We start from the raw sequence: 26,211 nt of genomic DNA on the forward strand, positions 1-26,211 counted from the left end.
TTCAGCCCTTGCGGTCCTCCTCGGACTGCCACGGCAGGTGCAGGTCGCCGGGCTCGGGCTCGACGTCGCCCGCATCGTCGGCACCACCGGTCCCGGGGGCAGCGATGACCTTCGAGGGGTCGATGCCGTCCTCGCGCAGGTCGTCGTCGTCGCGCTGCAGGGTCTGCGACGCCTCGGTCTCACGCTCGCTCGACGGGCTGTAGGCGGTGTCCGCGGCACGCTGCTCGTCGCGCGATGCCCCGGCGACGTCGTCGCCGTGCGCCGCGTCGTGCAGGGCTCCGGACCGTGCTCGGTCGTCGGATGGTTCGGGACCGCTGATGTCGCTGCTCATGGTGTTCCTCTCGTCCGCCCCAACCGTAGGCGCGGCCGCCCCGCCCCCTCCCAGCGGCCGGTGCCCCCTGACCCGACGTCGTCGTGGACAGGCGCCGGATACCGTGGTGTCCACCATGGACGCCCGCGCTGTCGCCGCCGATCGATTGCTCCCGGACGAAACGCTGCTGTGGGCCGGTCAGAGCGACCCAGCGAAGACGTTCGGCGACGACGACCGGTACCTCGTTCCCTTCAGCGTGCTGTTCCTCGGCTTCGTCGTGGTCGCGCTCATCGCTGCATGCCGTGGCCGAGCACACCTCTCCGCGGTGATCCCACTCGCGCTCCTGACGGCTGCCGGTCTGCACCTGCTCGTCGGACGGTTCTTCGTGAAGCGTCACCGGAAGCGCACCGAGGTCTACGCCGTCACCGACCGACGCGTGCTCGTGGTCACGCGTCGGGGTGACCGCGAGACCGACGTCCGCAGGACCGACCGGCAGGTCGCATGGTCCGGCCGCCACGTCTCGGTGAGCTGGGACGACACCTCGGATCTCGACACGCTGTTCTGGGGCGGGAGCACCTCGGTTCGGCAGTACGCGAACACCGGCCTGGACGGGCTGTCGGGCCGACGCGACTTCGCGTTCTACGACGTCCTGGACGGCGACGCGCTCCTCGCTGCCCTCGACGCGGCGAGCGCCGGCGGTCGCTGAGGGCCCAGAGACGCTGCGCGCTCCCGAACCTGAGCGCCCACGGTGTTGAGCGCCCACGGAAGCCGAGCGCCCGCGCGTACCGAGCGCGTCCGCTACCGTTGTCGGGCACGCGCCCCACCCCCAGGAGGTACCCCCCGTGACGATCGTCGCAGCAGCTGACGGCTCCGCCCTCGGCAACCCCGGCCCGGCTGGCTGGGCCTGGTACGTCGACGACGACCGCTGGGCTGCCGGAGGATGGCCGCGCGGCACCAACAACCAGGGCGAACTGACCGCGGTCCTGCAGCTCCTCCGCGCGACCGAGGGCACCGGGGAGCCGTTGCACATCCTGTGCGACAGCCAGTACGCCATCAAGGCCTGCACCGAGTGGCTCGCCGGATGGAAGCGGAAGGGCTGGCGCAAGGCCGACGGCAAGCCCGTGCTGAACGTCGAGATCATCAAGGAGCTGGACGAGGCGCTGCAGGACCGCAAGGTCACGTTCGAGTGGGTGCGCGGGCACATGGGGCACGAGATGAACGAGGCCGCCGACGTCCGCGCGCGGGGCGCCGCGACGGCGTACCAGAACCACACCGAGGTCCCGACGGGCCCGGGCTGGCCGGGCGTCCAGGTCGCCGAACCGGCGGCGCTGCCCGAGCCCACGCCGCCCGCGACCCTGTTCTAGCGGACGCTCGCGGCGGGCGTCCGCAGCCCGCAGACAGCAGCCAGCAGCCCCCAGCTCGCGGCGAGCAGCCCACAGCGAAGCGCCGCAGAGCGGAGCGCCGCGCCCGGGTGCGGGCCTCAGTCCACGTCCACCTCGGCCCAGCCGTCGAACCGCCCGATCTCGGTCACCCGGACCACCGCCTCCCCCGCTTCGTCCGAGGCGTCGAGGTCGATCGTCGCCGAGAACCCGAAGTCCTTGTCCCCCGACGGGTCCGCGAAGATCTGCCGCGCACGCCACGAGCGGCCCCGTTCCTCGAGCACCAGGTACTGCATCGACCGCGCCTCGGCATCGATCCCGAGTGAGTCGTGCTCGTCGTAGTACTCCTCGAGCACGGCGTCCCACGCGTCGGCGTCGAACCCGGCGGCACCGTCGAGCGCCCCGAGCCCCTCGACGTCGTCGCGCGCCGCGAGCAGCACGCGCTGGAACAGGGCGTTGCGCACCAGGATCCGGAACGCCCGCACGTTGCCGGTGAGCCGGGCGGGCTGCGGCGGCGTGATGTCCTCGTGCTCGGCGGAGGCGAGTGCGACGTCCCCGTTGACCAGGGCCTCCCACTCGTCGACGAGCGACGAGTCGACCTGACGCACGAGTTCCCCGAGCCACTCGATCAGGTCGTCGAGCTCCTGCGTGCGCTGCTCCTCGGAGATGGTCTGGCGCATCGTGCGGTACGCGTCGGAGAGGTACCGCAGCACGAGCCCCTCGGACCGGGTCAGCTGGTAGAACCGCACGAAGTCGCCGAAGGTCATCGCCCGCTCGTACATGTCGCGGACCACGGCCTTGGGTGACAGCGTGAAGTCGAGCACCCACGGCTGTTCGGCCGCGTAGGCCTCGTACGCAGCGGTGAGGAGTTCGTCGAGCGGCTTCGGCCAGGTGACCTCCTCGAGGAGTTCCATGCGCTCCTCGTACTCGATGCCCTCCTGCTTCATCCGCGCCACTGCTTCGCCGCGCTCCTTGAACTGCTGCTGGGACAGGATGGCGCGGGGGTCGTCGAGCGTGGCTTCCACGATGGACACCATGTCGAGGGGGTACGTCGGCGACTCCGGGTCGAGGAGCTCGAACGCGGCGAGCGCGAACGGCGACAGCGGCTGGTTGAGTGCGAAGTTCGGCTGCAGGTCGACCGTCACCCGGTACGAGACCGGCGGACCGGGGACCCGTTCGATGACCTGGGCGTTGATCAGCGTCCTGGCGATCGTCAGCGCCCGCCTGGCCATCGCGAGCTGCCGAGCGCGGGGTTCGTGGTTGTCGAACACGAGCGACCGGACGGCCTCGAAGGCGTCACCCCCGCGTCCGACGACGGCCAGCACCATCGCGTGCGTGATCCGCATGCGCGACACCATCGGCTCGGGTTCGGCCTGGATGAGCCGCTCGAACGACGCCTGTCCCCACGAGACGAACCCGTCCGGCGCCTTCTTGCGCTTGACCTTGTTCTTCTTCTTCGGGTCGTCCCCGGCCTTCGCGACGGCCCGGGCGTTCTCGATGTCGTGCTCAGGCGCCTCGGCCACGACGTCGCCCTCGGTGTCGTACCCGGCGCGTCCGGCACGGCCGGCGATCTGGTGGAACTCGCGCGCGGAGAGCTGCCGCATCTTCGTGCCGTCGAACTTGGTCAGCCCGTTCAACAGCACGGACCGGATCGGCACGTTGATGCCGACACCGAGCGTGTCCGTGCCGCAGATCACCGGCAGGAGTCCCCGCTGTGCGAGCTGCTCGACGAGCCGCCGGTACTTCGGGAGCATGCCGGCGTGGTGCACGCCGATCCCGGCGCGGATCAGGCGGGAGAGCGTCTGCCCGAAGCCGGCGCTGAAGCGGAACCCGGCGATCGCCTCGGCGATCTCGTCGCGCCGCTCGCGCGAGGCGACCTTGACCGACATGAGCGCCTGCGCCCGTTCGAGCGCAGCAGCCTGCGCGAAGTGCACGATGTAGACGGGCGCCTTGCCCTCCTCGAGCAGACGCTCGACGGTCTCCTGCACCGGCGTCATGACGTACTCGTACTCGAGCGGGACCGGACGCGAGACCCCGGTGACCCGGGCGGTCGGTCGTCCGGTGCGCCGGGAGAGGTCGTCGGCGATGGTCGTGACGTCGCCGAGCGTCGCGGACATGAGCAGGAACTGCGCGCGTTCGAGCACCAGGAGCGGCACCTGCCAGGCCCATCCGCGGTCCGGCTCGCCGTAGAAGTGGAACTCGTCCATCACGACGACGTCCACGTCGGCGTCGGCCCCCTGCCGCAGCGCCAGGTTCGCGAGGATCTCGGCCGTGCAGCACACGATCGGCGCATCGGCGTTGACGCTCGAGTCGCCGGTGACCATGCCGACGTTCTGCGCACCGAACAGGTCGACGAGCTGGAAGAACTTCTCGGACACCAGGGCCTTGATCGGGGCCGTGTAGAAGCTCCGCTTGCCCTCCGCCAGCGCGGCGAAGTGCGCACCGGCCGCCACCAGGGACTTGCCGGTGCCGGTCGGCGTGCTGAGGATCACGTTGGCGCCGGAGACGAGCTCGATGACGGCTTCGTCCTGCGCGGGGTAGAGCGGGCGGCCCCCGTCGGCCGCCCAGTCGGCGAAGGCCTGGTAGACGGCGTCGGGATCGACGACACCGCCGGGGGCCGCCGGCATCGCGGCGACGAGCGGAGCAGCAGTGGTGACGTCGGTCATGCACCCATCCTCCCAGCCTGGTCGCCGTGCTCGGTCGGGAGGCTCGAGATCCGTGGACAGACACCGCACCTTCCACAGATCCATGCACTCGCATAGAATCGACCCGTGCGCGAACTCGGCTTCCTGTCCTTCGTCCCGAACCACGGCGGCCCTGCGGGCGCGGCCGGTGCCCTCGAGGACGGCCTGCGGCTGTTCGAGCGCGCCGAGCGCCTGGGCTACGGCACGGGCTGGGTCCGGGGACGGCACTTCGAACCGTACCTGACGAGCCCGATGACGTTCTTCGCCGCCGCGGCGCAGCGGACCTCCTCGATCGGGTTCGGCACCGCGGTGCTCGGGATGCGCTACGAGGACCCGGTCCGCCTCGCCGAGGACGCCAGCACGGTCGACCTGCTGAGCAGCGGCCGTGTCCAGCTCGGCATCAGCACGGGCATCGCCGGGTACGGCCCGATCCTCGACCCCGTGTTCGGGTCCGTGGACCGGAGCTTCCGCGACGAGGCCGAGGCCCGCGCCGCCCGCCTGCTCGAGGTCCTCGACGGCCGCGCCCTCGGGACGTCCGGCAAGGGGTACGAGAGCATCCCCGCGGACACCGAGTTGACCCTGCAGCCCCGGAGCCCGGAGCTCCGGGACCGCGTCTGGTGGGGCGGCGGCAGCATGGGCACCGCGCGCCGGACCGCCGAGAAGGGGCTGCTGCTGCACTGCTCGACCTTGAACACCGAAGACACCGGCGAGCCCTTCGCCGTCGCGCAGGCAGCCCAGATCGACGCCTACCGCGAACGCTTCGCCGAACTGCACCCGACGCGCACGCCGAAGGTCGCCGTCGGCCGCATCGTCGTCCCACTCCTCGACGACCACGACCGCGCGGTCCACCGGGAGTTCCTCGAGGGCTACGCCTCCGGCATGGACGACGAGGGCCGACCGCTCTCCGGGAACCCGCCGTTCCGCTTCAGCAAGGTCGTGTCCGGCGAGCCCGACGCGATCGTCGAGGCCCTGCGCGCCGACCCCGCCGTCTCCGCCACCGACGAACTCGTCATCACCCTGCCCGCGAACGGCGACGCAGCCTCCCACGAACGGATCCTGACCGTCATCGCCGAGCAGATCGCGCCGCAGCTGGCCTGACCCGGCAGGGAGCCGTGCCGAGCGCGGACCCAGACCGGCAGCCACCGAGCACGGACCCCAGACCGGCAGACCCCGACCGCGGAACCCCGAGCGGATCACATCCGGCGGGGCCCGCACGAGCTGGTGGGGCCCGGGGCTCCCGCCGGATGCCCATCTCGTCCCTGATCCGCACGAGATGGTGCTTGCATCGTCCCACCATCACTGTCGTTTGTCACAGGGCAACGAAGCGGGTCACAGCGAACGTTGATCATTCGTCACGATCGGGGGACGTCCGCGGCGCGCCATCGCCCCCGGAGACAAGGGATGCGCCCCCGCAGAACGCGGGGGCGCATCGTGTCGCACCAGGTCCGTCGGAGCTCCGACGGCCGGATCAGGAGGCCGTGTCGCTCAGCAGGCGAACCCGTGACGGTGCGCGCGCCGACGGTAACCAGCCGCCTGGCGCAGCGACCATGCTAGTGACCCCACCTGGTCGTGTGCGCGGAAACCGGATGTGGGAACGCTCACACGAGGTCGACGTCGACGGCCTCGGCGAGCTCCGTCACCGACGAGCCGACGTGCAGCGTGAAGGTGCCCGGCTCGTACGCCCAGGCTCCGTCCCAGTGCGCGAACGCCCGTGCCGGTACCTCGATCGCGACCTCGGTCGACTCACCGGCGCCGAGCCGCACCGGGGCGAACCCGACCAGCCACCGCACGGGTCGGTCCACAGCGGAGTCGGACCGCGAGGCGTAGACCTGCACGACGTGCTTGCCGGCACGCGCGCCGGTGTTCGCGACCGTCGCCGTGACGATCGCCGCGTCGCCCTCGCGGACGGTCGGCGTCGCGGCGAGCCCGTCGATCGTCCACGTCGTGTAGCCCAGGCCGTGGCCGAACGCGTACGCCGGCTCGGTCCCGGCGCGGAGCCAGGCCCGGTAGCCGATGTGCACGCCCTCGTCGTAGCGGACGGCCCCGTCGACCGGGGTGACGTCGAGCACGGGCACGTCCGCCATCGCGACCGGCCAGGTCGTGGGCAGACGGCCGCCCGGCTCACGCGCACCGGTGAGCACGTCGGCGAGCGCGTTGCCGTACTCCTGCCCGCCGAACCACGTCAGCAACACCGCGGCGACGTCGTTCCGCCACGGCATCTCCACCGGCGAACCGGCGTTCACGACGACGACGGTGTTCGGGTTCGCCGCCGCGACCGCCGCGACGAGTTCGTCCTGGTGTCCGGGCAGCGCGAGCGAGGTGCGGTCGTAGCCCTCGGACTCGACCTTCGAGTTCGTCCCGACCACGACGACGGCGACGTCCGCGCGCGTGGCGGCGGCGACGGCGTCGGCGATGAGCACCGACGGGTCCTCGTCGCTCGGCTCGGTGCCGAACTGGTACGCGAGCACCCCGCCGAGCGCCTCGTCCTGGACGATGTCGTACTCGATCCGGACGGCGAGCTGCTGGCCGGCGGTAACCGACACCGGGACGGACCTGGCCGGCGGGTTGAGGAAGGCCGCGCCGAGCTGGTCGCCCTCGTAGGGCACCTCCTCGTCGAGGAGCAGCTCGCCGTCGATCCACATCCGCGATCGGCCGGCCGCGCCGATGCCGATCCGGATCGTTCCGGTGGTCGGTGCGGTGTACGTCGTGGTGATGTCGAGCCGGTCCGCGGTGCGGGTCGGGGCGTCACCGCCGAACCAGAACAGCGCGGTCGCCCGGCGGTCCTCGACGTACAGCTCCGACCCGTCCTCGACGAAGGCGACGCGGGCGCCCGGCTCCCCCGTCGCGGGGTTCGTGATGGTGGAGAGCGGGAACTCCGCGATGCCCTCCTGCACGACGGCGCCGATGGTGTGCTCGACGGTGGCTGACGGGAACGCCGCGCGGATGCCGTCGAGGGGCGACACGACCTGCGACGGGACGACCGTGGCGGAGCCGCCACCCTGCGTCCTGGCCTGGTCCGCGTTGTGGCCGATGACGGCGACCCGTGCCACGGCTGCCGGGTCGAGGGGCAGGACACCGGTGTTCCGGACCAGCACCGTGCCCTCGGCCTCGGCCTCGCGGACGAAGGCGACGCCGTCCTCGACGTGCACGGGCGATGCCGCGACGGGCTCGAACCCCTCGAGTGCGCCGACGCGGGCGGCCAGGGTCAGGATGCGGCGGACCTTGCGGTCGATCGCGCTCTCCGGCACCGAACCGTCCCGCACGGCGGCGAGGAGCGGCCCCTCGCTCCACCACGGGTTCGGCCCGGGCATCGCGACGTCCTGGGACGCCTTCGCCGCGTCGACCGACCGCACCCCGGTCCAGTCCGACACGACGATGCCGTCGAAGCCCCACTCCGAGTTCAGCGGCGTCTCGAGCAGGTCGTTCTCGGACGCGGTGACGCCGTTGATGCCGTTGTACGAGGACATGACCGCCCAGGCGTGCGCCTCGGTCACGGCCTTCTCGAACGCCAGCAGGTACAGCTCCCGCAGCGCCCGGTCGGAGACCTCGGTCGAGGCGGTGAAGCGGTCGGTCTCGTAGTCGTTCGCGACGTAGTGCTTCGGGGTCGCGGCGACGCCGTTCTCCTGCACGCCGGCGACGTAGGACGCCGCCAGGTCACCGGTGAGCACGGGGTCCTCGCTGAAGGCCTCGAAGTGTCGCCCGCCGAGCGGCGACCGGTGCAGGTTGATGGTGGGGCCGAGGACGACGTCGACGCCCTTCCGCCGGGCCTCGACGGCTGCCGCGGCGCCGTAGCGCTCCGCGATCGCGCGGTCCCAGCTCGCCGCGAGTGCGGTGGCCGACGGCAGGTTGAGGGACGGGTCCCGCTCGTCCCAGACCTCGCCCCGGACGCCGGAGGGACCGTCCGACATCAGGATGCGGCGGAGCCCGATCTTCTCGATGGGCCAGGTGGTCCAGAAGTCGCGTCCGGTGAGCAGCTGCACCTTCTCGTCGGTCGTCAGCTGCGCCAGGAGCGCGTCGATGCGCTCGGCGAACGGGGACGATCCGGAGGCCGCGCTCACGGCGTTCACGGTGGTCACGATGGTGGTTCCTCTCGTCGCGGTCGGTGCGGCCTGGGCCACGCGACCTCCGTCGGGCGCCGCCGTCGTCGGCGACTCGCGCGCCTCCGTCGGCGGCTGGCGCCACGGTACCACGCAATACCTAACACCACTTGGTTTTTGGCTCCGCGCACGAGCGGTACAGTCCTGCCATGACACGACGGGGTTCCTACGCGAAGGGCATCGCCAAACGCGAGGAGATCCTCACGGTGGCACTGGAACTCGTGGCCCAGCAGGGGTTCCGGCGGACGAGCATCAAGGACATCGCGGATGCGGTCGGTCTCACGCAGGCCGGGCTGCTGCACTACTTCGACTCCAAGGACGAGCTCTGGGTGGAGATCCTCCGCCGCCGAGACGAGATCGACAACGCCACCGACTGGCACGCGGCGGACCCCGGCGAGCTGCTCGCCACGATCGTCCGGCACAACACCGAGGTGCCGGGGCTCGTGCAGATGTTCGTGAACCTGTCCGCCGCCGCCGCGACCGACCAGGACCACCCGGCACACGCCTACTTCCAGGAGCGGTACGAGAACTCGCGTCGCACGATGGCAGCCGACTTCCGTGCCATGCAGCAGGACGGTCGCCTCCGGCAGGACGTCGACGCCGAACAGCTCACCAGCACCCTGCTCGCCGTCTCGGACGGCATGCAGATCCAGTGGCTGTACGACCCGTCCCGTGACATGGCGAGGCACGTCGAGCTCGTCGTGCGCCTGGCCGTCGCCCAGGTCGCCACCACCTCCTGACCGACGGCGCGGACGGGAGGCTCGGTGCCGGTCCGCCGTGAGAGGTACCGCCAGTGCCTGGTCGCGTCCACCGCCCGCACGGCAGGATGGGAGCATCAGGCACGAGCGTGAGCTCGACCCTCGACGATGAGCGGAGGCGCGATGACGCGCGTAGTGGTGACCGGCGGCAGCGGCAAGCTCGGACGGGCGGTGGTGCGCGACCTCGACGCGCACGGGTACGACGTGGTCCTCCTCGACCGCGTGCCCTCGCCGGACAAGCCGGAGCGGGTGCAGTTCGTCCGCACCGACCTGACCGACCACGGCCAGGTGCTGAACGCCCTGCTCGGTGTCGACGACCGCTACGACTCGGTCGACGCGGTGGTGCACCTCGCGGCCATCCCGGCCCCGGGCCAGGTCCCCGACGTGGCCCTCATCACGAACAACGTCACCGCGTCGATCAACGTCTTCCACGCGGCCCGTGCCGCGAAGATCACGAACGTGGTGTGGGCCTCGAGCGAGACCCTCCTCGGCATCCCGATGGGCGAGCACCACCCGCCCTACCTGCCCGTCGACGAGGGGTTCGCGGTCCGCCCGCAGTCGTCGTACTCGCTCGGCAAGGCCGTCGAGGAGGAGATGGCCCGGCACTTCACCCGCTGGGACCCGACGCTGAAGATGATCGGGCTGCGGTTCTCGAACGTCATGGACGAGACCGACTACCCGTCGTACCCGTGGGACGCCACCCCAGAGGCGAAGATCTTCAACCTGTGGTCCTACATCGACTCCCGCGACGGCGCCCAGGCGGTGCGCAAGGCGCTCGAGGCCGACCTGACCGGCTTCGAGGCGTTCGTCATCGCGAGCCCGGACACCGTGATGGACACCCCGACGATCGAGCTCGTCGAGCGGTTCGTCCCGGACATCGAGCGCCGCGCGGACATCGACGGCGTCAGCTCACTGCTGTCGAGCGAGAAGGCCCGTGAGCTCCTCGGCTACGACCCGCAGCACAGCTGGCGCGACCACCGCTCCTGATCGTCAGGCGGGCAGGAGCAGTCCGTCGAGCACCAGGCCGCGCGCGGCGGGCAGCAGGTCCGCGGCGAGCGCCTGCTCGTCGACCCCGGTGATCTGCGCGAGCGCTCCGACGATCGCCGCCACCGACAGGTCACCGTCGCACGCGCCGACGAACGCGGCGAGCGCGGTGTCGGCGTCGACCCTGCGCCCGAAGCCGCCGCCCTGCACGAGCGTCATCACGGTGGGGTCGTCGTTGCCCGGCCAGTAGTGGCGCTCCTCGGTGACGTCACCGGCGACCGTCAGGTGTGCCGATGCGAGGGCGGTGTCGTCGTGTGCGGCCAACCACGCGACCGCGTCGAGGAGGCGGGCCACCGTCGCGCCGAGCCCCGCGGGGTTGGAGCCGAGGGTCTCGGGGACGCGCTCGAACCGTCGGAGCCGAGCCGAGCCTCCCGTGCGCACCGAACCGGCCACGGGACGACGCACGACGACGTAGCCGAAGCCGACGCCGGTGACCTTCCGTGCCTGGAAGTCGTCGAGCCAGGCGGCCACGAGTCGGTCGAACGCCGCGGTCCCGGGTTTCGTTCCGCCGTCGCGGATCCAGGTCTCGGCGTAGGCGTTCGGGTCCTGCCGCTCGCGTTCGACGACCCACACGTCGAGGTCGGTGTCCTCGAACCAGGCGCGGACCCGGTCGAGGCCGTCGACGCCCCAGTGGTACTCCCAGTTGCCGAGCAGCTGGGCGGTGCCTCCGGGTTCGAGGTGGTCGGCGAGCCCGCGCAGGACGGTCTCGACCAGCGCGTCGCCGACCATGCCGCCGTCGCGGTACTCGTACGCGGGGACGCCCTCGCTCCGGGGTGTGATGACGAACGGCGGGTTCGACACGATGCGGTCGAACCGCTCCCCCGCGACCGGCTCGAACAGCGAGCCGAGGCGGAACTCGATCCCGTCGATGCCGTTGAGCTCGGCGTTGAACCGGGCGATGTCGAGGGCGCGGCGGGAGATGTCGGTGGCGACGACCTCGTCGGCGAAGCGGCGCGCGTGCATGGCCTGGATGCCGCACCCGGTGCCGAGGTCGAGCACGCGGCGGACGGGCACGGGGACCTGCAGCCCGCTCAGCGTGGTGGTGGCGCCGCCGATGCCGAGCACGTGCTCCTCGTCGAGCGCGGCGCCGAGGGCGAGTTCCCCGAGGTCCGAGACGACCCACCAGCTGCCGGCACCCGCGTCGTCGACGAACGCGTACGGACGGAGGTCGACCGTCGGGAGCACGTGCTCGTCCTCGGATCGCAGGAGTCCGGCCGCGGCGACCCCGTCGATCCCCGCGGACGGGAAGGCCCGCTCGGCGTCGGCCTGCGGAACGGCGAGGCCGAGGACGAACAGCCGGGCGAGCGTGGCCAGCGGGGTCGTGGGACGAGCGTCGAGCGCACGGAGGGCGGCGACCCGGTTCCCCCGGTGCAGCGCAGCCGCGGCGTCGGTGCCCCAGAGCGCGTCCACACCCTCCACGGTAAACCCGGCCGCGGTGAGGTCCGCTGCGAGCGCCGTCGTGACCCGTGGGTCCGTGGCGATCGTCGGCAGTGCGTGTGTCCGAGGCCGGTCCGTCGGCGCGCTCACGCGGGGACCTCGGCGCGCAGCAGTTCGGCGGGCACGTGCCAGTCGAGCACCAGGTCGAGGAGCCCCGGGAACCGCTGCTCGACGTCCTCGACGCGTGCGCGGCTGCTCCGGGTCAGGCCCTCCTGGTGCTGTTCGAGGAGCCCGGCCTCGCGGAGGACGCGGAAGTGGTGCGTCAGCGTCGACTTCGGCCGGTCGATCCCCACCCACCCGCAACTACGCACGCCACCGGCGGCGTCGACGAGGTAGCGGTGCATGATCGCCAGCCGGATCGGGTCCGAGAGGGCGTCCATCACGGTGGGCAGGTCCATCTCGGCGACCGACGGCTGCGGGAGCCGTTCGGGGGCGGCGGTGCGCTCGGGCATGGACGGGACGCTACCACCGTTGCCTCCGCAGTACGACTTGCGTCGTACTGCAAGGTACGGTACCAATTCGGTACGACTTCTTTCGTACTGGGAGGCATGCCCATGCAGTCAGCTCGCTCCGTCGCCGGGTTCTGGATCATCGCGGCGATGCTGCTCGTCGCGATGGCGTCGTCCGCCGTGCCGTCGCCGATCTACCCCGTGTACGCGGCCGAGTGGCACCTCACGCCGCTCATGCTCACCGGGGTCTTCGCGATCTACGTCGCCGGACTGCTCGTCAGCCTGCTCGTCGCCGGGCGCCTGTCCGACCACGTCGGGCGGAAGCCCGTGCTCGTCGTCGGTGGGCTCGGCGTCGTGGCGTCGCTCGCGCTGTTCGCGGTCGCGGACGGCCTGGGTGCGCTGATCGTCGACCGCATCGTGCAGGGCGTCTCCGTCGGGCTGCTGATCGGGTCCCTCGGTGCCGCGCTCATCGACCACTCCCTCGAGGCGCACCCGAACCTCGCCGGCGTGCTGAACGGTGTCGTGCCGCCGGTCGCACTCGCAGCGGGTGCCCTGTCGAGCGGTGCACTCGTGGAGTGGGGCCCGGCGCCGGAGCAGTTCGTCTACGTGCTGTTCGGCGTGCTCCTGCTCCTCATGGTGCTCGCACTCTGGATCGTCCCCGAACGGGTCACCCGACGTCCGGGTGCCCTGCGCTCCCTGCGCCCGACGATCTCGGTCCCCCGGTCGTCGCGTCGGCTCTTCCGCAGCGTCAGCGGGTCGCTCGTCGCCAGCTGGGCGCTCGGTGGCATGTTCCTGTCGCTCGTGCCGTCAGCACTCAGCGCCGTGTTCGGCATCGAGAACCACTTCGCCGCCGGTGCGCTCATCGCCGTCGTCACCGGGGTCGGTGCGCTGACCGGTCTCGCGATCCAGCGGCTCGACACGCGGATCGCGGTCTTCGTGGGGCTCGTGGGACTCATCCTCGGGCCCGTCCTCACCGTCGTGTTCGTGGTCGCGCACGCACTCCCGGGCCTCGTGGTCGGCAGCGCCGTCGCCGGGGTCGGTTTCGGTGCCGGGTTCCAGGCGCCGCTCCGGATGCTCCTCGCCACCGCCGCACCCACGCACCGTGCCGGGCTGCTCTCGACGATCTACATCGTCAGCTACCTGGCGTTCGGCGTTCCGGCGGTCGTCGGGGGTCTGCTCGAGCCGGCGGTCGGCTTCGTCCCGGTGATCGCCGGGTACGGCGCGTTCATCGTGCTCGCGGCGGCCGTCGCCCTCGTGCTGCAGCTCGTGTCGCGGGACGCCGCCGATGTCGAGGAGCAGGCCGCCGAGACCCTCGAGCGCACTGCGACGGGGTCGGTCCGGGCGGTGCGCACGGCCGACTGACGGCCGTGCGCGGCGGGCGCGGCGCACGGTGCGGCGTTGACCGCGCCGTGCGACGTCGACCGTCCGTGCGGCGATGAGCGTCCGGGCGGCAAGCCGCACCGTGCAGCGTTGGTCCTCCGTGCGGCGTTCACCGCACCGTGCGCCGGTAGCGCCCCGCACCAGGCGGACAACGCCGCACCACCCCCGCCACGCGTGCACAACCCCGCACCGTGCGCCGAAAGCCGGGCGCCTCGACGCGGCGCACGCGGCACGGTATGGCGCGCAAGCCGCACCGTGCAGCGTTGGTCCTCCGTGCGGCGTTCACCGCACCGTGCGCCGGTAGTGCCCCGCACCAGGCAGACAACGCCGCACCACCCCCGCCACGCGTGCACAACCCCGCACCGTGCGCCGGAGTACCCGGCACGCCGATCGCCGCACCGTGCCGCGTCGGCCGTCCGCACGGGCAACGCCGCACCGTGCACCGGACGCCCGCCCCCTAATTCGTCGGACGCGCCGACCGCCCCATGCTCCGGTGCGCGTCGTCGTGGGCGGCATCGACATCCGCCTTGCCCCGGTCGGCAGCGTTCCGCAGCCACCGCGGTCCGCGCGCCTTCGCCCAGTCCCAGAAACGGTGCAGCTGAGCCCGGAGCCACGTGATGATCCGGTGGAAGAAGTGGAACTCGCTCGCCAGGACCGTCAGGCCGATGAACACGACCAGCCATCCGGGCCCGGGAAGCGGCACGAGGATCAGCCCGATCACGACGACGAGCCCACCGACGATCCCGACGAGCACCTTGTAGAAGAGGTGGACGTGCGGCCGCGCGTGGATCCACTCGCGCATCCGGTGGAACCACCGGAATCGCTGCCGCAGCGGTGCGGCACCGGGGTCCGCCGCGGTCCGCTGGTTCGGGTCGCCTTCCATGTGGAAACGGTAGGGCGCGCGGCTGGGAAACGGCAGCGCGGCCGGTGGGCAGTCGCCTCGCTGCGCAGCCGCCAGACGGCGTTCCGCGCTCAGCGACACTTCACGGCCCGCGGAGCGCGTGAACGGTCGCTGGGCGCGAGGAGCCGCGTGGTCGACACGGCTCGAACTGGAGGCTCGTCACGCGTGCGCGACGCAGGTCGCAGCCCACGGGACTGCCGCCAGTCGTGCCTCCGGGATCGGCTCGCCGCCGACGGCACACGTCCCGTAGGTGCCCGCGTCGAGCCGTGCGAGTGCGGCGTCCACCTGCTCGATGCGTCGTCGGGCGTCGTCCCGGACTGCGCCGAGCGAGCCTCGTTCCCACGCCAACGTCGCGCCCTCGGGGTCGTGCTCGTCGTCGGTGTTGGCGCCGTCGCGGGCATCGCTCACGTCGCGCATGCTCCGCTCGACGTCGGCGAGCAGCTTGACGGCACGGCTCCGCTCGGTCGTCAGCGCGGCGCGGGGATCGTCCATGCCCGCGACCGTAGTCCGTCGGAATGCCCGGGTGCACGGATGCGTTCGCATGCACATGACCAAGATCGGGTTCCTCTCCTTCGGACACTGGCGCGACGTCCCAGGGTCGAAGGTGCGCAGCGGCCGCGAGGCCCTCGTCCAGGCGATCGACCTCGCCGTCGCCGCCGAGGAGGCGGGCGTCGACGGCGCCTACTTCCGCGTGCACCACTTCGCCCCGCAGCAGGCCGCGCCGTTCCCCCTCCTGTCCGCGATCGCCGCCCGGACGAGCCGCATCGAGATCGGTACCGGCGTGATCGACATGCGCTACGAGAACCCGCTCTACATGGCGGAGGAGGCGGCAGCGGCCGACCTCATCTCCGGCGGGCGACTGCAGCTCGGCGTGAGCCGTGGGTCACCCGAGACCGCACAGGCCGGGTACCAGCAGTTCGGCTACGTCCCCGAGGCGTCCGACCCGAACGGTGCCGACCTCGCACGCGCCCACACGAACGTGTTCCGCCGCGCGATCGCCGGCGAGCCGATGGCGAACGCGAACCCGCAGATGACCGGCGCCGTCGGCTCGTTGCCGGTCTTCCCGCTGTCGGATACGCTGCCCGACCGCATCTGGTGGGGTGCCGGCACCCGGGCCACCGCGGAGTGGACCGCCGAGCAGGGGATGAACCTCATGTCGTCGACGCTCCTCACCGAGGACACCGGCGTGCCGTTCGACGAACTCCAGGCGGAGCAGATCGAGCGGTTCCGGACCACCTGGGCCGAGTCGGGGTGGGAGCGCACCCCGCGGGTCTCGGTGTCGCGGAGCATCATCCCGATCATCGACGACGAGTCCCGCCACTACTTCGGCGTCCGGGCGCAGGTCGAGGGTGCCGACCAGGTCGGGTACCTCGACGGCGGGCTCGCCCGGTTCGGCCGGTCGTACATCGGTGAGCCGGAGCAGCTGGTGGCCGAACTCGCCGCCGACGCCGCGGTCCGCGCTGCCGACACCGTGCTCGTGACCGTGCCGAACCAGCTGGGCGTCGACTTCAACGCCCGACTCCTCGCCGCCGTGAAGGACGTGTTCTCCGAGGTCGACGCCACCCCGGCGACGGCCTGACCCGAGCGGTCCCCCATCCTGCCGACACCCGGGTTGGGACTGGGGAGCGGTACCTGCCGGCCGTAGCGTCGGGAGGCACCGTTCCCCGTCCTCTGGAGCCCTCGTGACACTCCCGGCAGCTGGTTGGTTCCCCGATCCGCGGGATGCCGGCCGTCTCCGCTGGTGGGACGGCCACGCCTGGGGTGCGGCGACGCGGCCCCTCCCCGACGGGCGGCCCGGCCCGGTGCTGCCCGTGGTGGTCGCCCCGACCGGGCCCGCCTTCTCGGTCCGCGCGGGTCCGGTCGACCACCGTGCGTGGGCCTACGGCGCCGGTACCTCCCGACGGCTGTCGGTGGTCGCGATCGTCGCCGTGGTGCTCGCCGTCGCGTCACCGGTGTGGAACCCGCTCGGCGCGCTGAGCGTCCTCGCCACGGTCGTCGGGATCGTCGCGCTCGTCCGTCCGGGTGTCACCGGGCGATGGCGGGTCCTCGCCCGGAGCCTCGCGTGCTCTGCGCTCGTGCTGGCCGTCGCGACGGGCATCGTCGCCGCACTCGCCCTGGCCGACCACCTCGGGTCCCTCGCGCGCTGACCGGTACTCGCCCGCTCACCGCACCGGCCGCCCGCACCGCGCCGCCCGCCCGCCCGCGCCGCCGCCGCCGCGCCGGCGCCGCACAACCGGAAGCACTCCGAGCCGTCGAAGTCCGTTGCGCGGTGTGCTTCCGGTTGTGCGGGAGCGAAACGAACCACCCCCACCCCGTCAGCGCCGCGCCCGCGGGTGCGACGTCTGGTACACGTCGCGGAGCATGTCCGCCGTCACCATCGTGTAGATCTGCGTCGTCGCGACGCTCGCGTGCCCGAGCAACTCCTGCACGACGCGCACGTCCGCCCCGCCCTCGAGCAGGTGCGTCGCGAACGAGTGCCGGAAGGTGTGCGGCGAGACGTGGTCGGTCAGGTCGGCGCGCTCGGCCGCCGCCTGGATGACGAGCCACGCACTCTGCCGCGACAGTCGTGCCCCGCGTGCCCCGAGGAACAGCGCCGGCGTCGACGGCCCACGAGCGGCGAACCCCGGCCGCGCCCGCACCAGGTACGCCTCGACCGCTGCCCTGGCGTAGCTCCCGAGCGGGACGACCCGTTGCTTGTTGCCCTTGCCGGTGACCCGCACGACCGCGACGTCGGTGTCGAGGTCGTCGCTGTCGTCCTCGGACGCCAGCGTGGTCACGTCGTCGACCGACAGCCCGACTGCCTCCGAGATGCGCGCACCCGTGGCGTAGAGCAGCTCCAGGAGCGCCCGGTCCCGCAGCTGCACGGGGTCGTCGCCGTCAACCGCCTGCAGGAGCCGTTCCATGTCGTCGACCGAGATCGCCTTCGGTAGCCGCATCGGCGCCTTCGGCGGACGCACGGACGCGCCGGGGTCGAGCGGGAGCCAGCCCTCGCCCGCGGCGAAGGTCGCGAACGAGCGGACCGAACTGAGCATCCGGGCGACGGACCGCGGCGCGAGCGGCGAGCCGTCCCGGGTCGCCAGGTGTGCGACGAAGCCGGCGAGGTCCGCTCGTGTCAGGCGCCCGACGTCCGCGACCACCGCCGAGCCGCCGGCACGATCAGCACCGTCCGAGTCGACCCCGGGCTGTTCCGCCACCCACGCGGCGAACGTCGCCAGGTCACGTCGGTACGCCGCGAGGGTGTGCTGCGACAGCCCCCGCTCGATCGCCACGTGCCGGAGGTACACGTCGACCGCGCGGTCGAGCGACACGGCACCGGTGGTCATCCGACGAGGCTACTGCGCGGCCCGCCGCTCGAGCGCGTCCACGGCGAGCGCGGCGACGATGAGCGCGGAGTTGTGGATCCGTCCGGCGAAGACACCGTCGACGATCTCCGACCGCGGCACCCAGCGGACCTCGATGTCCGCTTCCTCGGCCTCGCGCTCGAACGACGACTCGGTGGCACGGACGCCCCGCGCGCGGAAGATCTCGATGAACTCGTTGCTGCCGCCGGACGAGGTGTTGTAGTGCACGAGGGGTTCCCACGTGTCCGCCTCGACGTCGGCCTCCTCGGCCAGCTCCCGCTGTGCGGCGGTGAGGTGGTCCTCGCCCTCGTGGTCGAGCAGTCCCGCCGGCAGTTCCCAGTCGCGGAGCCGCACCGGGTGCCGGTACTGCTGGATGACGAGCACGCGTCCCTCGTCGTCCTCGGCCCAGACGGCGACCGCCCCGGTGTGGTCGATGTACTCCCGCACCATGCTGCCGTCCCCGTAGGCCACGGTGTCGCGACGGACGTCCCACACGGCGCCGTCGTACACGAGGGCTGAGTCGGTCACGTCGAAGGATGCGGGCTCGTCGGCGATGGGTGCGTCAGTCACGTCCCCATCCAACCAGCGTCCACCGTCACCCCGTCGAGCGGGCGCGACCCTGGGACGGACTGGAGGCTCGGTGCCAGCTGGCACCGAGCCTCCGGTGACGGGCATGGTCACCTCAGGACGCGACGCTCTCCGACTCCGGGTCGAAGAGGCGGGACGCCTCGTTGCGCACGATGGCGGCCTCGACCAGTCCCGCGAAGAGCGGGTGCGCGTTGTTCGGACGCGAGCGCAGCTCGGGGTGCGCCTGCGTGCCGATGTAGAACGGGTGCTCCGCACGGTCGAGCTCGACGTACTCCACGAGCGTGCCGTCCGGCGACGTGCCCGAGAACCGCAGGCCCGCGGCGGCGATCTGCTCGCGGTAGTGGTTGTTCACCTCGTAGCGGTGGCGGTGCCGCTCGGATGCCTCCGGCGCACCGTAGAGCTCGGCGGCGAGCGACCCGTCCGTGAAGTGCGCGGGGTACAGCCCGAGGCGCATCGTGCCGCCCAGGTCGCCACCGGCGATGATGTCCACCTGCTCGGCCATCGTCGCGATGACCGGGGTCGGGGTCTCCGGGTCGAACTCGGAGCTCGACGCGTCGACGAGACCGGCTTCGTGGCGGGCGTACTCGATGACCATGCACTGCAGGCCGAGGCAGAGGCCGAGCGTGGGGATCTGGTTCTCGCGGGCGAACTTCAGCGCCCCGAGCTTGCCCTCGATGCCGCGCACCCCGAAGCCGCCGGGCACGCAGATGCCGTCCACGTCGCCGAGCTGCTTCGCCGCACCCTCGGGCGTGGTGCAGTCGTCGGACACGACCCACTTCAGCGTGACCTTCGCGTTGTGGGCGAAGCCACCTGCGCGGAGCGCCTCGGTGACGGAGAGGTACGCGTCCGGCAGGTCGATGTACTTGCCGACCAGCGCGATCGTGACGTCCTTCTTCGGCTCGTGCACGGCCTGCAGCACCGGGTTCCACGACGTCCAGTCGACGGGACCGGCGTCGAGGTGCAGCGCGTCGACGATGACCTGGTCGAGTCCCTGCGTGTTGAGCAGCGTCGGCAGGTCGTAGATCGAGGGGACGTCCACGGCGTTCACCACGGCGTCCTCGTCGACGTCGCACATGAGCGCGATCTTGCGCTTGTTCGCGTCGGACACCGGGCGGTCGGAGCGCAGCACGAGCGCGTCGGGCTGGATGCCGATCGAGCGGAGCGCGGCGACGGAGTGCTGCGTCGGCTTGGTCTTCTGCTCGCCGGAGGCGTTCATGAACGGCACGAGGGACACGTGCACGAAGAACACGTTGTTGCGGCCGAGCTCGTGGCGCACCTGGCGGGCCGACTCGATGAACGGCTGCGACTCGATGTCGCCGACGGTGCCGCCGACCTCGGTGATGATGACGTCGGGCTGCGGGTCGTTCGACGCCTGCTCGCGCATCCGACGCTTGATCTCGTCGGTGATGTGCGGGATGACCTGCACCGTGTCGCCGAGGTACTCGCCACGACGCTCCTTGGCGATGACCGTCGAGTAGACCTGCCCGGTCGTGACGTTCGCCGCCTGCGACAGGTTGATGTCGAGGAAGCGCTCGTAGTGCCCGATGTCGAGGTCCGTCTCGGCGCCGTCGTCGGTCACGAAGACCTCACCGTGCTGGAACGGGTTCATGGTGCCCGGGTCGACGTTGAGGTACGGGTCGAGCTTCTGCATGACGACCTTGAGGCCGCGCGCCGTGAGGAGGTTGCCGAGGCTGGCTGCCGTCAGGCCCTTGCCGAGAGACGAGACGACCCCGCCGGTCACGAAGATCTGCTTCGTCACCTTCGGGGTCGTGTTCGAGGAATTGGTACCGCCGCTGAGAGTGTCCGCCACGGGATTCCATCGTACGTCAGAACTGCCGGGAGGCGCGACCCACGTCCGCCGGTCGCGTGTCGGTCCGGCAGGTGGCCCGGTCCAGAGCACGGGGCCACGTCTCGGACCGCGTCCGGTCAGGCAGTCTGCGCGGTAGACCGTCTCGGACCGCGTCCGGTCAGGCGGACTGCGCGGCGACCTCGAGGAGTTCGCGGGCGTGCTCCATGCCGCTGGCGCTGTCACCGAGCCCGGACAGCAGGCGTGCCATCTCCTGCAGGCGTTCGTCGCCCTCCAACCGCCGCACACTCGACGACGTCACCGCGCCGCTGGCGTCCTTGACCACGTTGAGGTGGTTCGTCGCGAACGCCGCGACCTGCGCCAGGTGCGTCACGACGATGACCTGCGTCCGTTCGGCCAGCTTCGCCAGTCGCCGCCCGATCTCGATCGCCGCGGCACCGCCGACGCCGGCGTCCACCTCGTCGAACACGAACGTCGGCACCGTCGTGGAACCGGCCATGACGACCTCGATCGCGAGCATCACACGGGAGAGCTCACCACCCGACGCGCCCTTGCCGATCGGACGCGGATCCGTTCCGGAGTGCGGCTGGAGCAGGATCGCCACCTGGTCGCGTCCGTGCCTGCGGTACTCGCCAGCGTCGGTGACCTCGACCACGAGCGTCGCACCCGCCATCGCGAGCGTCTTCAGCTCGGCGGTGACGCGCTTCGCGAGGTCCGTCGCCGCCTTCGCGCGAGCGGCCGTGAGGGCGTCCGCCGCGGCCGCGAGGGCCTGCTCGCCCTGTTCCACTGCCTGCTGCAGTGCGACGATCCGGTCGTCGTCGCCGTCGAGCTCGAGCAGCCGGTCGCTCGCACGCTCGCCGAAGGCGATGACGTCGTCGACGGTGTCGCCGTACTTGCGCGTGAGCCCGGCCAGGAGGGCTCGCCGCTCGTTGATGAGCTCCAGGTCGTGGCCAGCGTCGGGCTCGAGCGAGCCGAGGTAGCTCGACAGGGACGCGGATGCCTCACTGGCCTGGATGCCGAGCTCGGTCAGCTGTTCGAGCACCGGCTGCAGGGTGCTGTCGGAACCCGCGACGCGTTCGACGGCGCGCCGGGCGGCCTCGACCAGGCCGATGACGTCGGTGCCGTCGAGGGACTCGGACGAGATCGCCTCGTGCGCGAGCCCGGCGGAGAGGCGGAGCTCCTCGAGGTTCCCGAGCCGGTCCGCCCGTTCCTGGAGTTCGTCGTCCTCGCCCGGTTGCGGCGCGGCGGCCTCGATCTCGTCGGAGGCCTCGCGCAGCCGGGCAGCCTCGGCGAGCCGGTCGTCGCGGTCCCGCGTGAGGGTCTCGAGGTCGGCAGTGTGCTGCTGCCAGGTGTCGTACGCGGCGACGTACCGGCCCAGGGCCTTCTCGACCGCCGCGCCACCGAAGCCGTCGAGCGCTGCGCGCTGCGCCGTCGACGAGGTCAGACGGATCTGGTCGGACTGCCCGTGCACCGTGACGAGCTGGTCCGCGAGTTCGCCCAGCACCGCGACGGGAGCGCTGCGACCGCCGACCGTGGCACGGCTCCGGCCCTCCGCCGACACCGTGCGGGTCAGGATGAGCTCGCCGTCCTCGACCGCTCCCCCGGCGTCCTCGACGCGTTCTGCGACGGCAGCGTGGTCCGGGATGTCCCAGCGCCCCTCGACGACGGCGCTCGACGCACCGCGGCGGACGGAGCCGGCATCGGCACGGGCGCCGAGCAGGAGGCCCAGCGCGGTGACGATCATCGTCTTGCCGGCACCGGTCTCGCCGGTGACGACGGTGAACCCGGGACCGAGTTCCAGCGTCGCGTCGCCGATGACCCCGAGGTCGTTGATGGAGATCTCCTGGATCACAGGCGGTCCTCGTCGTCGTGCTGCGGTCCGCGCCACCCGGCGACGGGCAGCTGGAACTTCGCCACGAGCCGGTCCGTGAACTCGGCGTCCTTCAGGCGTGCCACGCGGACCGGTTCCGGCGACCGTCGGACCTCGATCCGGGCCCCAGGCGGCAGGTCATGGGTGCGGCGACCGTCACACCAGAGCACGCCGATGCCGCTCGTGCGTCGGAGCACCTCGACGGCCAGCACGCGGTCCGGTCCGACGACGATCGGCTTCGAGAAGAGGGCGTGGGCGCTGAGCGGCACCATGATGAGGGCGTCGACGTCCGGCCAGACGATCGGGCCACCGCCGGAGAACGAGTACGCCGTCGACCCGGTCGGGGTCGCGACCACGACGCCGTCGCAGCCGAACGAGGACAGCGGGCGGCCGTCGACCTCGGTGACGACCTCGAGCATGCGCTCGCGTGAGGCCTTCTCGATGGTGGCCTCGTTGAGGGCCCAGGACGACCAGACGATCTCCTGCCCGACGACGACGTCGACCTGCAACGCCACGCGCTCCTCGACCTTGTACTCGCCGACCAGCACGCGTTCGACCGTCTCGGAGAGACCGTCGCGCTCACTCTCGGCGAGGAAGCCGACGTGTCCGAGGTTCACCCCGACGAGCGGTGCGTGGGTCCCGCGGACGAGTTCGGCGGCACGCAGGATCGTGCCGTCGCCGCCGAGGACGATGACGATCTCGAGGTCGTCGGCCTGCACGTCGACACCGAGGATGTGGACCTGGCCGACGGACGCCTCGGCGCGCCGGATGTCGGCGTACTCGTCGAAGGGCATCACGGGCACCAGCCCGGCCGCGTGCAGGAGGTCGCAGACCTCCACCGCCGCGTCGATCGAGTCCCGACGCCCCGTGTGCGACACGAGCAGGATGTGCCGTTCGTCGCTCATGGAGCTCCTTCCGCCAGTTCCGTCGCCCGGTGGATCCATTCTGTCGGATTGGACCCTGCGCCCCGCTGGAGACGCGCGAGGTACTCGTGGTTGCCGTGCGTGCCGAGGATCGGGGACGCGGCGAGTCCCGCGGTTCCGAGGCCGAGGTCCCATGCGGCCCAGAGCACGTTCATGAGCGCGTCACCCCGGAGTCCGGCGTCACGGACGATGCCCTCGCGGACCCCGCCCCGGCCGACCTCGAACTGCGGCTTGACGAGCAGGACGAAGTCGTCCGCCGGCACGGACTCGGCCAGCGCCGGGAGCACGAGCCGCAGGCTGATGAAGGAGAGGTCCCCGACCACGAGCGACGTGGCCGAGGCCGCGGGGTCGAGCGCGAGGTAGTCGTCGCTGGTGAGGTTGCGGGCGTTCACGCCCTCCACCACGGCGACGCGGTCGTCGAGTGCCACGACGGGGTCGAGCTGTCCGTGGCCGACGTCGAGCGCCACCACCCGACGAGCTCCGCGCGCGAGGAGCACCTGCGTGAACCCGCCCGTACTCGCCCCGACGTCGAGGGCAACCCGTCCGCTCGGGTCCACGCCGAAAATGTCGAGCGCGCCGACGAGCTTGAGCGCCGCGCGGGAGACCCACTCGTCGCCGGCGTCCACCACGATGGCGGCGCCCGGCAGCACCGGCGCGGACGGCTTCACGACGGCGGACCCGTCCACGCTCACACGGCCGTCCTGGATGAGCTTCGCTGCGGCGGTCCTGGACTTCGCCAGTCCCCGGGCGGCGACGGCGGCGTCCAGGCGTGCCGTGCTCGACACGTCGGTCTCAGGCACTCGCGGTGCCACCGCTCTCGAGCCGCGTGCGCAGCTCGTCGTGGAGGGCGGCGAACGCGTCAGCACGCTCCGACAGGGGCAGGGACTCGGCCTCGCGCGCGCGTCGGGCGACGTCACTCGTCGCCGTCGGCTCCGGCGCCCCCGACTGCGTCTGCTCGTCCGGATCGGACGCTGCTCGGATGGTCGGCACGTCCGTCACGCTACTCGCCGCCGTAGAGCTGCGGGTCGACGTCGAGACCGTAGATGGCCAGGCCGGAGTCCCAGATCGCGGTCGCCCCGGCGCGGAGCAGGTCCATCGGGTCGTCGCCGGCACGCTCGACGCGGACCACGTGCTGCCGCATCCGCACGGTCGCATCACCGACACTGACGAACCGGGTGCCGTCCTCGGCCTCGTGGCGGTGTGTGACCGGGTACGGCTCGGCGAGGCCGCGGAGGTCCTGCAGCACGTAGGTCGGCCGCGAGCGCTGATCCGCCGCGAGCACCTGCTTGGCCTGGTCGATGCCCGTGAGCACGAGCACGCTGGGGATGCCGGCGTCGTTCGCGCCCTTGATGTCCGTGTCCAGGCGGTCCCCGATGAACAGCGGACGCTCCCCCCCGAAGCGTGCCAGAGCCGCGTCGAAGATCGGTCGTTCCGGCTTGCCCGCGACGACCGGCATCCGCCCGACCGCCTGGTGCACGGCCGCGACCAGGGTGCCGTTGCCGGGAGCGATCCCCCGCTCGACCGGGATCGACCAGTCCATGTTCGTCGCGACCCACGGGACGTCGGGGTCCGCGAGCGCGAACGACGCCTCGGCGAGCTGCTGCCACCCGAGGTCGGGCGAGAAGCCCTGGATGACGGCCGCCGGTGCATCGTCCGCACTCGAGGTGACGGTGAAGCCGGCCTGTTCGACGATGCTCGTCAGCCCGATGCCGCCGATCACCAGGACCGTGGAGCCCTCGGGGACGAGCGTCGCGAGCAGCCGGACGCCGGCCTGTGAGCTCGTCACGACGTCGTCCGCGGTGACCTCGAGCCCGTAGCGCTCGAGGTGCTCGGCGACGTCCGAGGGGCGACGCGATGCGTTGTTCGTGATGTAGCCGACACGGGCCGTCAACGACGCGCGCGTCAGTGCCTCGACCGCGTGCGGGATCGCGTTGCGCCCGCGGTAGACGACGCCGTCGAGGTCCGTGAGGACCACGTCGACGCCGTCCGTCGGCGGACGCGGGGTGTCAGCCGGCTGCGGAGCCGTCGACGTCACGGGGGTTGTCCTCGTCGATCTCGCCGAGGTCGTCGTCGGGTTCGTCCTCGGCGGGTTCGTCGAGGGGCTCGAGCTGGTCGGGCTCGCCGGGCTCGTCGAGCTGCTCGGGCTCGTCGAGCTGCTCGGGCTCGTCGTGCCGTTCGGGCTCGTCGACTTCGATCGCTTCCTCGACCACATCCACTGTCTCCCAAGAATCGTCATCGGCGGCTTCCGCGAGGGCCGCGGCCGCACGGTCCACGCGCGCCCACCACTCGTCGGCTTCGTCCTGACGCCCGAGCTCCTCGAGCGTCGCCGCGTAAGCACTGTAGAGAGCCGGCGACCAGCTGTAGGCCGTCGAGGGGTCGAGCTGTGGAATCTCCAGCTCCCCGAGGGCCGCTGTGGGGTTCCCGAGGTCGATCCGCGCACCGGACATCGCGATCGCGAGTTCCACCTGCACACCGGGCTCGAGACCCGCACGGTCCACCGACCGCCCGAGTTCGAGCGCACGCTCCGGACGGCCGAGGCCGCGCTCGCAGTCCACCATCATCGGCAGCTGGTCGTTCCGGCCGGAGATCCGGCGGTAGGTCCGGAGCTCCCGCAGCGCCGTGCTGAAGTCGCCGAGCCGGTAGGCCGTGATCGCAGCCGTCTCGCGGACCACGGCGACACGGCCCGCACGGCGCGCTGCACTCAGCGCGTGCTGGTTCGCGAGCTCGGGGTCCTCGTCCACGAGCAGCGCCGCGGTGATGAGGTGCCGGGCGACCCAGTCCGCGTTGTCCTTGCTGAGGGTCTTCAGCTCGGCACGGGCCTGCGGGTGGAGGTCACGCGCCTGCACGTCCTCGGGGATCTCGGGGTCCTCGTGGCGCGGGCGGATCGACTTGGTGCCGTACGGGTCGCGGTCTTCCCAGTCGTCCCGCGTGGCCTCGCCGAAGCGCGCGCCCGGGCCGCGAGTCCCGTCACCGAACCGACGACGTTCCTCCGGCCGGTCACCGTCGCGGCGAGGGCGGTCGTTGCCGCCGCGGAACGGACGGTCCCCGTCCCGGCGCGGGCGATCGGAGTTGTACGGACGATCCCCATCCCGACGCGGACGATCCGAGTTGTACGGACGGTCCCCATCCCGACGCGGACGATCCAAGTTGTACGGGCGATCCCCATCCCGACGCGGACGATCCGAGTTGAACGGACGGTCCCCATCCCGGCGCGGACGATCCGAGTTGAACGGACGGTCCCCA

Annotated in this window: 24 protein-coding genes; 8 read left to right on the top strand and 16 right to left on the bottom strand. The window is 71.9% G+C overall.

The window, feature by feature from the left end; all coding sequences use genetic code 11:
- Window position 1 precedes the first annotated feature (1 nt).
- On the bottom strand, window positions 2-331 hold the full coding sequence (locus FS641_RS16960) for a hypothetical protein (RefSeq protein ID WP_144765963.1): 330 nt from the start codon (window positions 329-331) through the stop codon (window positions 2-4).
- A gap of 115 nt (window positions 332-446) precedes the next feature.
- On the opposite strand from FS641_RS16960, the gene FS641_RS16965 reads away from it, so the two are divergent.
- Complete coding sequence (locus FS641_RS16965; protein WP_144765965.1) at window positions 447-1,016, top strand: hypothetical protein; 570 nt, start codon at window positions 447-449, stop codon at window positions 1,014-1,016.
- A 136-nt stretch (window positions 1,017-1,152) separates the two neighbouring features.
- Window positions 1,153-1,674, top strand: coding sequence for a ribonuclease H (locus tag FS641_RS16970; protein ID WP_144765967.1), 522 nt, complete (start codon window positions 1,153-1,155; stop codon window positions 1,672-1,674).
- 116 nt (window positions 1,675-1,790) lie between these two features.
- On the opposite strand, the gene FS641_RS16975 is transcribed toward FS641_RS16970, so the two are convergent.
- Window positions 1,791-4,355 carry a DEAD/DEAH box helicase gene (locus FS641_RS16975; protein WP_144765969.1) on the bottom strand — a complete coding sequence of 855 codons (2,565 nt, stop codon included), beginning with the start codon at window positions 4,353-4,355 and terminating at the stop codon, window positions 1,791-1,793.
- Window positions 4,356-4,460: 105 nt separating this feature from the next.
- Between FS641_RS16975 and FS641_RS16980 the strand changes: the two genes are divergently transcribed.
- Complete coding sequence (locus FS641_RS16980; RefSeq protein WP_144765971.1) at window positions 4,461-5,471, top strand: LLM class flavin-dependent oxidoreductase; 1,011 nt, start codon at window positions 4,461-4,463, stop codon at window positions 5,469-5,471.
- Window positions 5,472-5,971: 500 nt separating this feature from the next.
- Here FS641_RS16980 and FS641_RS16985 read toward each other — a convergent pair whose 3' ends face one another.
- Window positions 5,972-8,449, bottom strand: a complete 2,478-nt coding sequence (locus tag FS641_RS16985) for a glycoside hydrolase family 3 C-terminal domain-containing protein (protein WP_144765973.1) — start codon at window positions 8,447-8,449, stop codon at window positions 5,972-5,974.
- A gap of 170 nt (window positions 8,450-8,619) precedes the next feature.
- Between FS641_RS16985 and FS641_RS16990 the strand changes: the two genes are divergently transcribed.
- Together FS641_RS16990 and FS641_RS16995 are read left to right on the top strand one after the other, a co-directional pair.
- Window positions 8,620-9,210 carry a TetR/AcrR family transcriptional regulator gene (locus FS641_RS16990; protein WP_144765975.1) on the top strand — a complete coding sequence of 197 codons (591 nt, stop codon included), beginning with the start codon at window positions 8,620-8,622 and terminating at the stop codon, window positions 9,208-9,210.
- Window positions 9,211-9,351: 141 nt separating this feature from the next.
- On the top strand, window positions 9,352-10,215 hold the full coding sequence (locus FS641_RS16995; RefSeq protein WP_186317819.1) for an NAD(P)-dependent oxidoreductase: 864 nt from the start codon (window positions 9,352-9,354) through the stop codon (window positions 10,213-10,215).
- A 3-nt stretch (window positions 10,216-10,218) separates the two neighbouring features.
- Here the strand turns inward: FS641_RS16995 and FS641_RS17000 are convergent, their stop codons facing one another.
- Together FS641_RS17000 and FS641_RS17005 are read right to left on the bottom strand one after the other, a co-directional pair.
- On the bottom strand, window positions 10,219-11,799 hold the full coding sequence (locus FS641_RS17000; RefSeq protein WP_395879783.1) for a methyltransferase: 1,581 nt from the start codon (window positions 11,797-11,799) through the stop codon (window positions 10,219-10,221).
- The gene (locus FS641_RS17005; RefSeq protein WP_144765977.1) at window positions 11,796-12,161 is read right to left on the bottom strand and encodes a helix-turn-helix transcriptional regulator; all 366 of its coding nucleotides are present in this window, start codon (window positions 12,159-12,161) and stop codon (window positions 11,796-11,798) included. Before FS641_RS17005 ends, FS641_RS17000 begins: the two co-directional genes overlap by 4 nt.
- Before the next feature lie 102 nt (window positions 12,162-12,263).
- On the opposite strand from FS641_RS17005, the gene FS641_RS17010 reads away from it, so the two are divergent.
- A complete protein-coding gene (locus tag FS641_RS17010) occupies window positions 12,264-13,520 on the top strand; it encodes an MFS transporter (RefSeq protein ID WP_144765979.1) in 1,257 nt (418 codons plus the stop codon).
- A 475-nt stretch (window positions 13,521-13,995) separates the two neighbouring features.
- Here the strand turns inward: FS641_RS17010 and FS641_RS17020 are convergent, their stop codons facing one another.
- Both FS641_RS17020 and FS641_RS17025 read right to left on the bottom strand, forming a co-directional pair.
- Window positions 13,996-14,421: a TIGR02611 family protein gene (locus FS641_RS17020; RefSeq protein WP_260855902.1), complete on the bottom strand. Its 426-nt coding sequence runs from the start codon at window positions 14,419-14,421 to the stop codon at window positions 13,996-13,998.
- A gap of 177 nt (window positions 14,422-14,598) precedes the next feature.
- Window positions 14,599-14,931: a TraR/DksA C4-type zinc finger protein gene (locus FS641_RS17025; RefSeq protein ID WP_144765983.1), complete on the bottom strand. Its 333-nt coding sequence runs from the start codon at window positions 14,929-14,931 to the stop codon at window positions 14,599-14,601.
- Window positions 14,932-14,980: 49 nt separating this feature from the next.
- Between FS641_RS17025 and FS641_RS17030 the strand changes: the two genes are divergently transcribed.
- Both FS641_RS17030 and FS641_RS17035 read left to right on the top strand, forming a co-directional pair.
- Window positions 14,981-16,018, top strand: coding sequence for an LLM class flavin-dependent oxidoreductase (locus tag FS641_RS17030; RefSeq protein WP_144765985.1), 1,038 nt, complete (start codon window positions 14,981-14,983; stop codon window positions 16,016-16,018).
- Between the two features lie 103 nt (window positions 16,019-16,121).
- Entirely contained in the window at window positions 16,122-16,586 is a 465-nt protein-coding gene (locus tag FS641_RS17035; protein ID WP_144765987.1) for a DUF2510 domain-containing protein, read from the top strand.
- Window positions 16,587-16,754: 168 nt separating this feature from the next.
- Here FS641_RS17035 and FS641_RS17040 read toward each other — a convergent pair whose 3' ends face one another.
- From FS641_RS17040 to FS641_RS17080, 9 genes are all read right to left on the bottom strand, one after another.
- Window positions 16,755-17,747, bottom strand: a complete 993-nt coding sequence (locus FS641_RS17040; protein WP_144766051.1) for a site-specific tyrosine recombinase XerD — start codon at window positions 17,745-17,747, stop codon at window positions 16,755-16,757.
- Window positions 17,748-17,771: 24 nt separating this feature from the next.
- Complete coding sequence (locus FS641_RS17045) at window positions 17,772-18,350, bottom strand: NUDIX hydrolase (protein WP_260855903.1); 579 nt, start codon at window positions 18,348-18,350, stop codon at window positions 17,772-17,774.
- 112 nt (window positions 18,351-18,462) lie between these two features.
- A complete protein-coding gene (locus FS641_RS17050; protein WP_313957807.1) occupies window positions 18,463-20,178 on the bottom strand; it encodes a CTP synthase in 1,716 nt (571 codons plus the stop codon).
- 157 nt (window positions 20,179-20,335) lie between these two features.
- Entirely contained in the window at window positions 20,336-22,027 is a 1,692-nt protein-coding gene (gene recN / locus FS641_RS17055; protein ID WP_144765989.1) for a DNA repair protein RecN, read from the bottom strand.
- The gene (locus tag FS641_RS17060; RefSeq protein ID WP_144765991.1) at window positions 22,024-22,950 is read right to left on the bottom strand and encodes an NAD kinase; all 927 of its coding nucleotides are present in this window, start codon (window positions 22,948-22,950) and stop codon (window positions 22,024-22,026) included. Before FS641_RS17060 ends, recN begins: the two co-directional genes overlap by 4 nt.
- Window positions 22,947-23,768, bottom strand: coding sequence for a TlyA family RNA methyltransferase (locus tag FS641_RS17065; protein ID WP_260855904.1), 822 nt, complete (start codon window positions 23,766-23,768; stop codon window positions 22,947-22,949). Before FS641_RS17065 ends, FS641_RS17060 begins: the two co-directional genes overlap by 4 nt.
- Window positions 23,761-23,958, bottom strand: coding sequence for a hypothetical protein (locus FS641_RS17070; protein ID WP_260855905.1), 198 nt, complete (start codon window positions 23,956-23,958; stop codon window positions 23,761-23,763). Before FS641_RS17070 ends, FS641_RS17065 begins: the two co-directional genes overlap by 8 nt.
- A 10-nt stretch (window positions 23,959-23,968) precedes the next feature.
- A complete protein-coding gene (locus FS641_RS17075; RefSeq protein WP_144765993.1) occupies window positions 23,969-25,003 on the bottom strand; it encodes an HAD-IIA family hydrolase in 1,035 nt (344 codons plus the stop codon).
- Window positions 24,975-25,814: a hypothetical protein gene (locus FS641_RS17080; protein WP_144766061.1), complete on the bottom strand. Its 840-nt coding sequence runs from the start codon at window positions 25,812-25,814 to the stop codon at window positions 24,975-24,977. Before FS641_RS17080 ends, FS641_RS17075 begins: the two co-directional genes overlap by 29 nt.
- Window positions 25,815-26,211 lie beyond the last annotated feature (397 nt).

The organism is Curtobacterium sp. 9128 (assembly GCF_007673775.1).
In the GTDB taxonomy this organism is placed as follows: Bacteria; Actinomycetota; Actinomycetes; order Actinomycetales; family Microbacteriaceae; genus Curtobacterium.

Excerpts from the sequence above, each read along its gene's own strand:
- FS641_RS17060 (WP_144765991.1), bottom strand. The coding sequence starts at position 22,950 with ATGAGCGACGAACGGCACATCCTGCTCGTGTCGCACACGGGGCGTCGG.
- FS641_RS16975 (WP_144765969.1), bottom strand. The coding sequence starts at position 4,355 with ATGACCGACGTCACCACTGCTGCTCCGCTCGTCGCCGCGATGCCGGCG.
- FS641_RS17010 (WP_144765979.1), top strand. The coding sequence starts at position 12,264 with ATGCAGTCAGCTCGCTCCGTCGCCGGGTTCTGGATCATCGCGGCGATG.
- FS641_RS16965 (WP_144765965.1), top strand. The coding sequence starts at position 447 with ATGGACGCCCGCGCTGTCGCCGCCGATCGATTGCTCCCGGACGAAACG.
- FS641_RS17030 (WP_144765985.1), top strand. The coding sequence starts at position 14,981 with ATGCACATGACCAAGATCGGGTTCCTCTCCTTCGGACACTGGCGCGAC.
- FS641_RS17020 (WP_260855902.1), bottom strand. The coding sequence starts at position 14,421 with ATGGAAGGCGACCCGAACCAGCGGACCGCGGCGGACCCCGGTGCCGCA.
- FS641_RS16960 (WP_144765963.1), bottom strand. The coding sequence starts at position 331 with ATGAGCAGCGACATCAGCGGTCCCGAACCATCCGACGACCGAGCACGG.
- FS641_RS17025 (WP_144765983.1), bottom strand. The coding sequence starts at position 14,931 with ATGGACGATCCCCGCGCCGCGCTGACGACCGAGCGGAGCCGTGCCGTC.
- FS641_RS16995 (WP_186317819.1), top strand. The coding sequence starts at position 9,352 with ATGACGCGCGTAGTGGTGACCGGCGGCAGCGGCAAGCTCGGACGGGCG.
- FS641_RS16990 (WP_144765975.1), top strand. The coding sequence starts at position 8,620 with ATGACACGACGGGGTTCCTACGCGAAGGGCATCGCCAAACGCGAGGAG.
- FS641_RS17005 (WP_144765977.1), bottom strand. The coding sequence starts at position 12,161 with ATGCCCGAGCGCACCGCCGCCCCCGAACGGCTCCCGCAGCCGTCGGTC.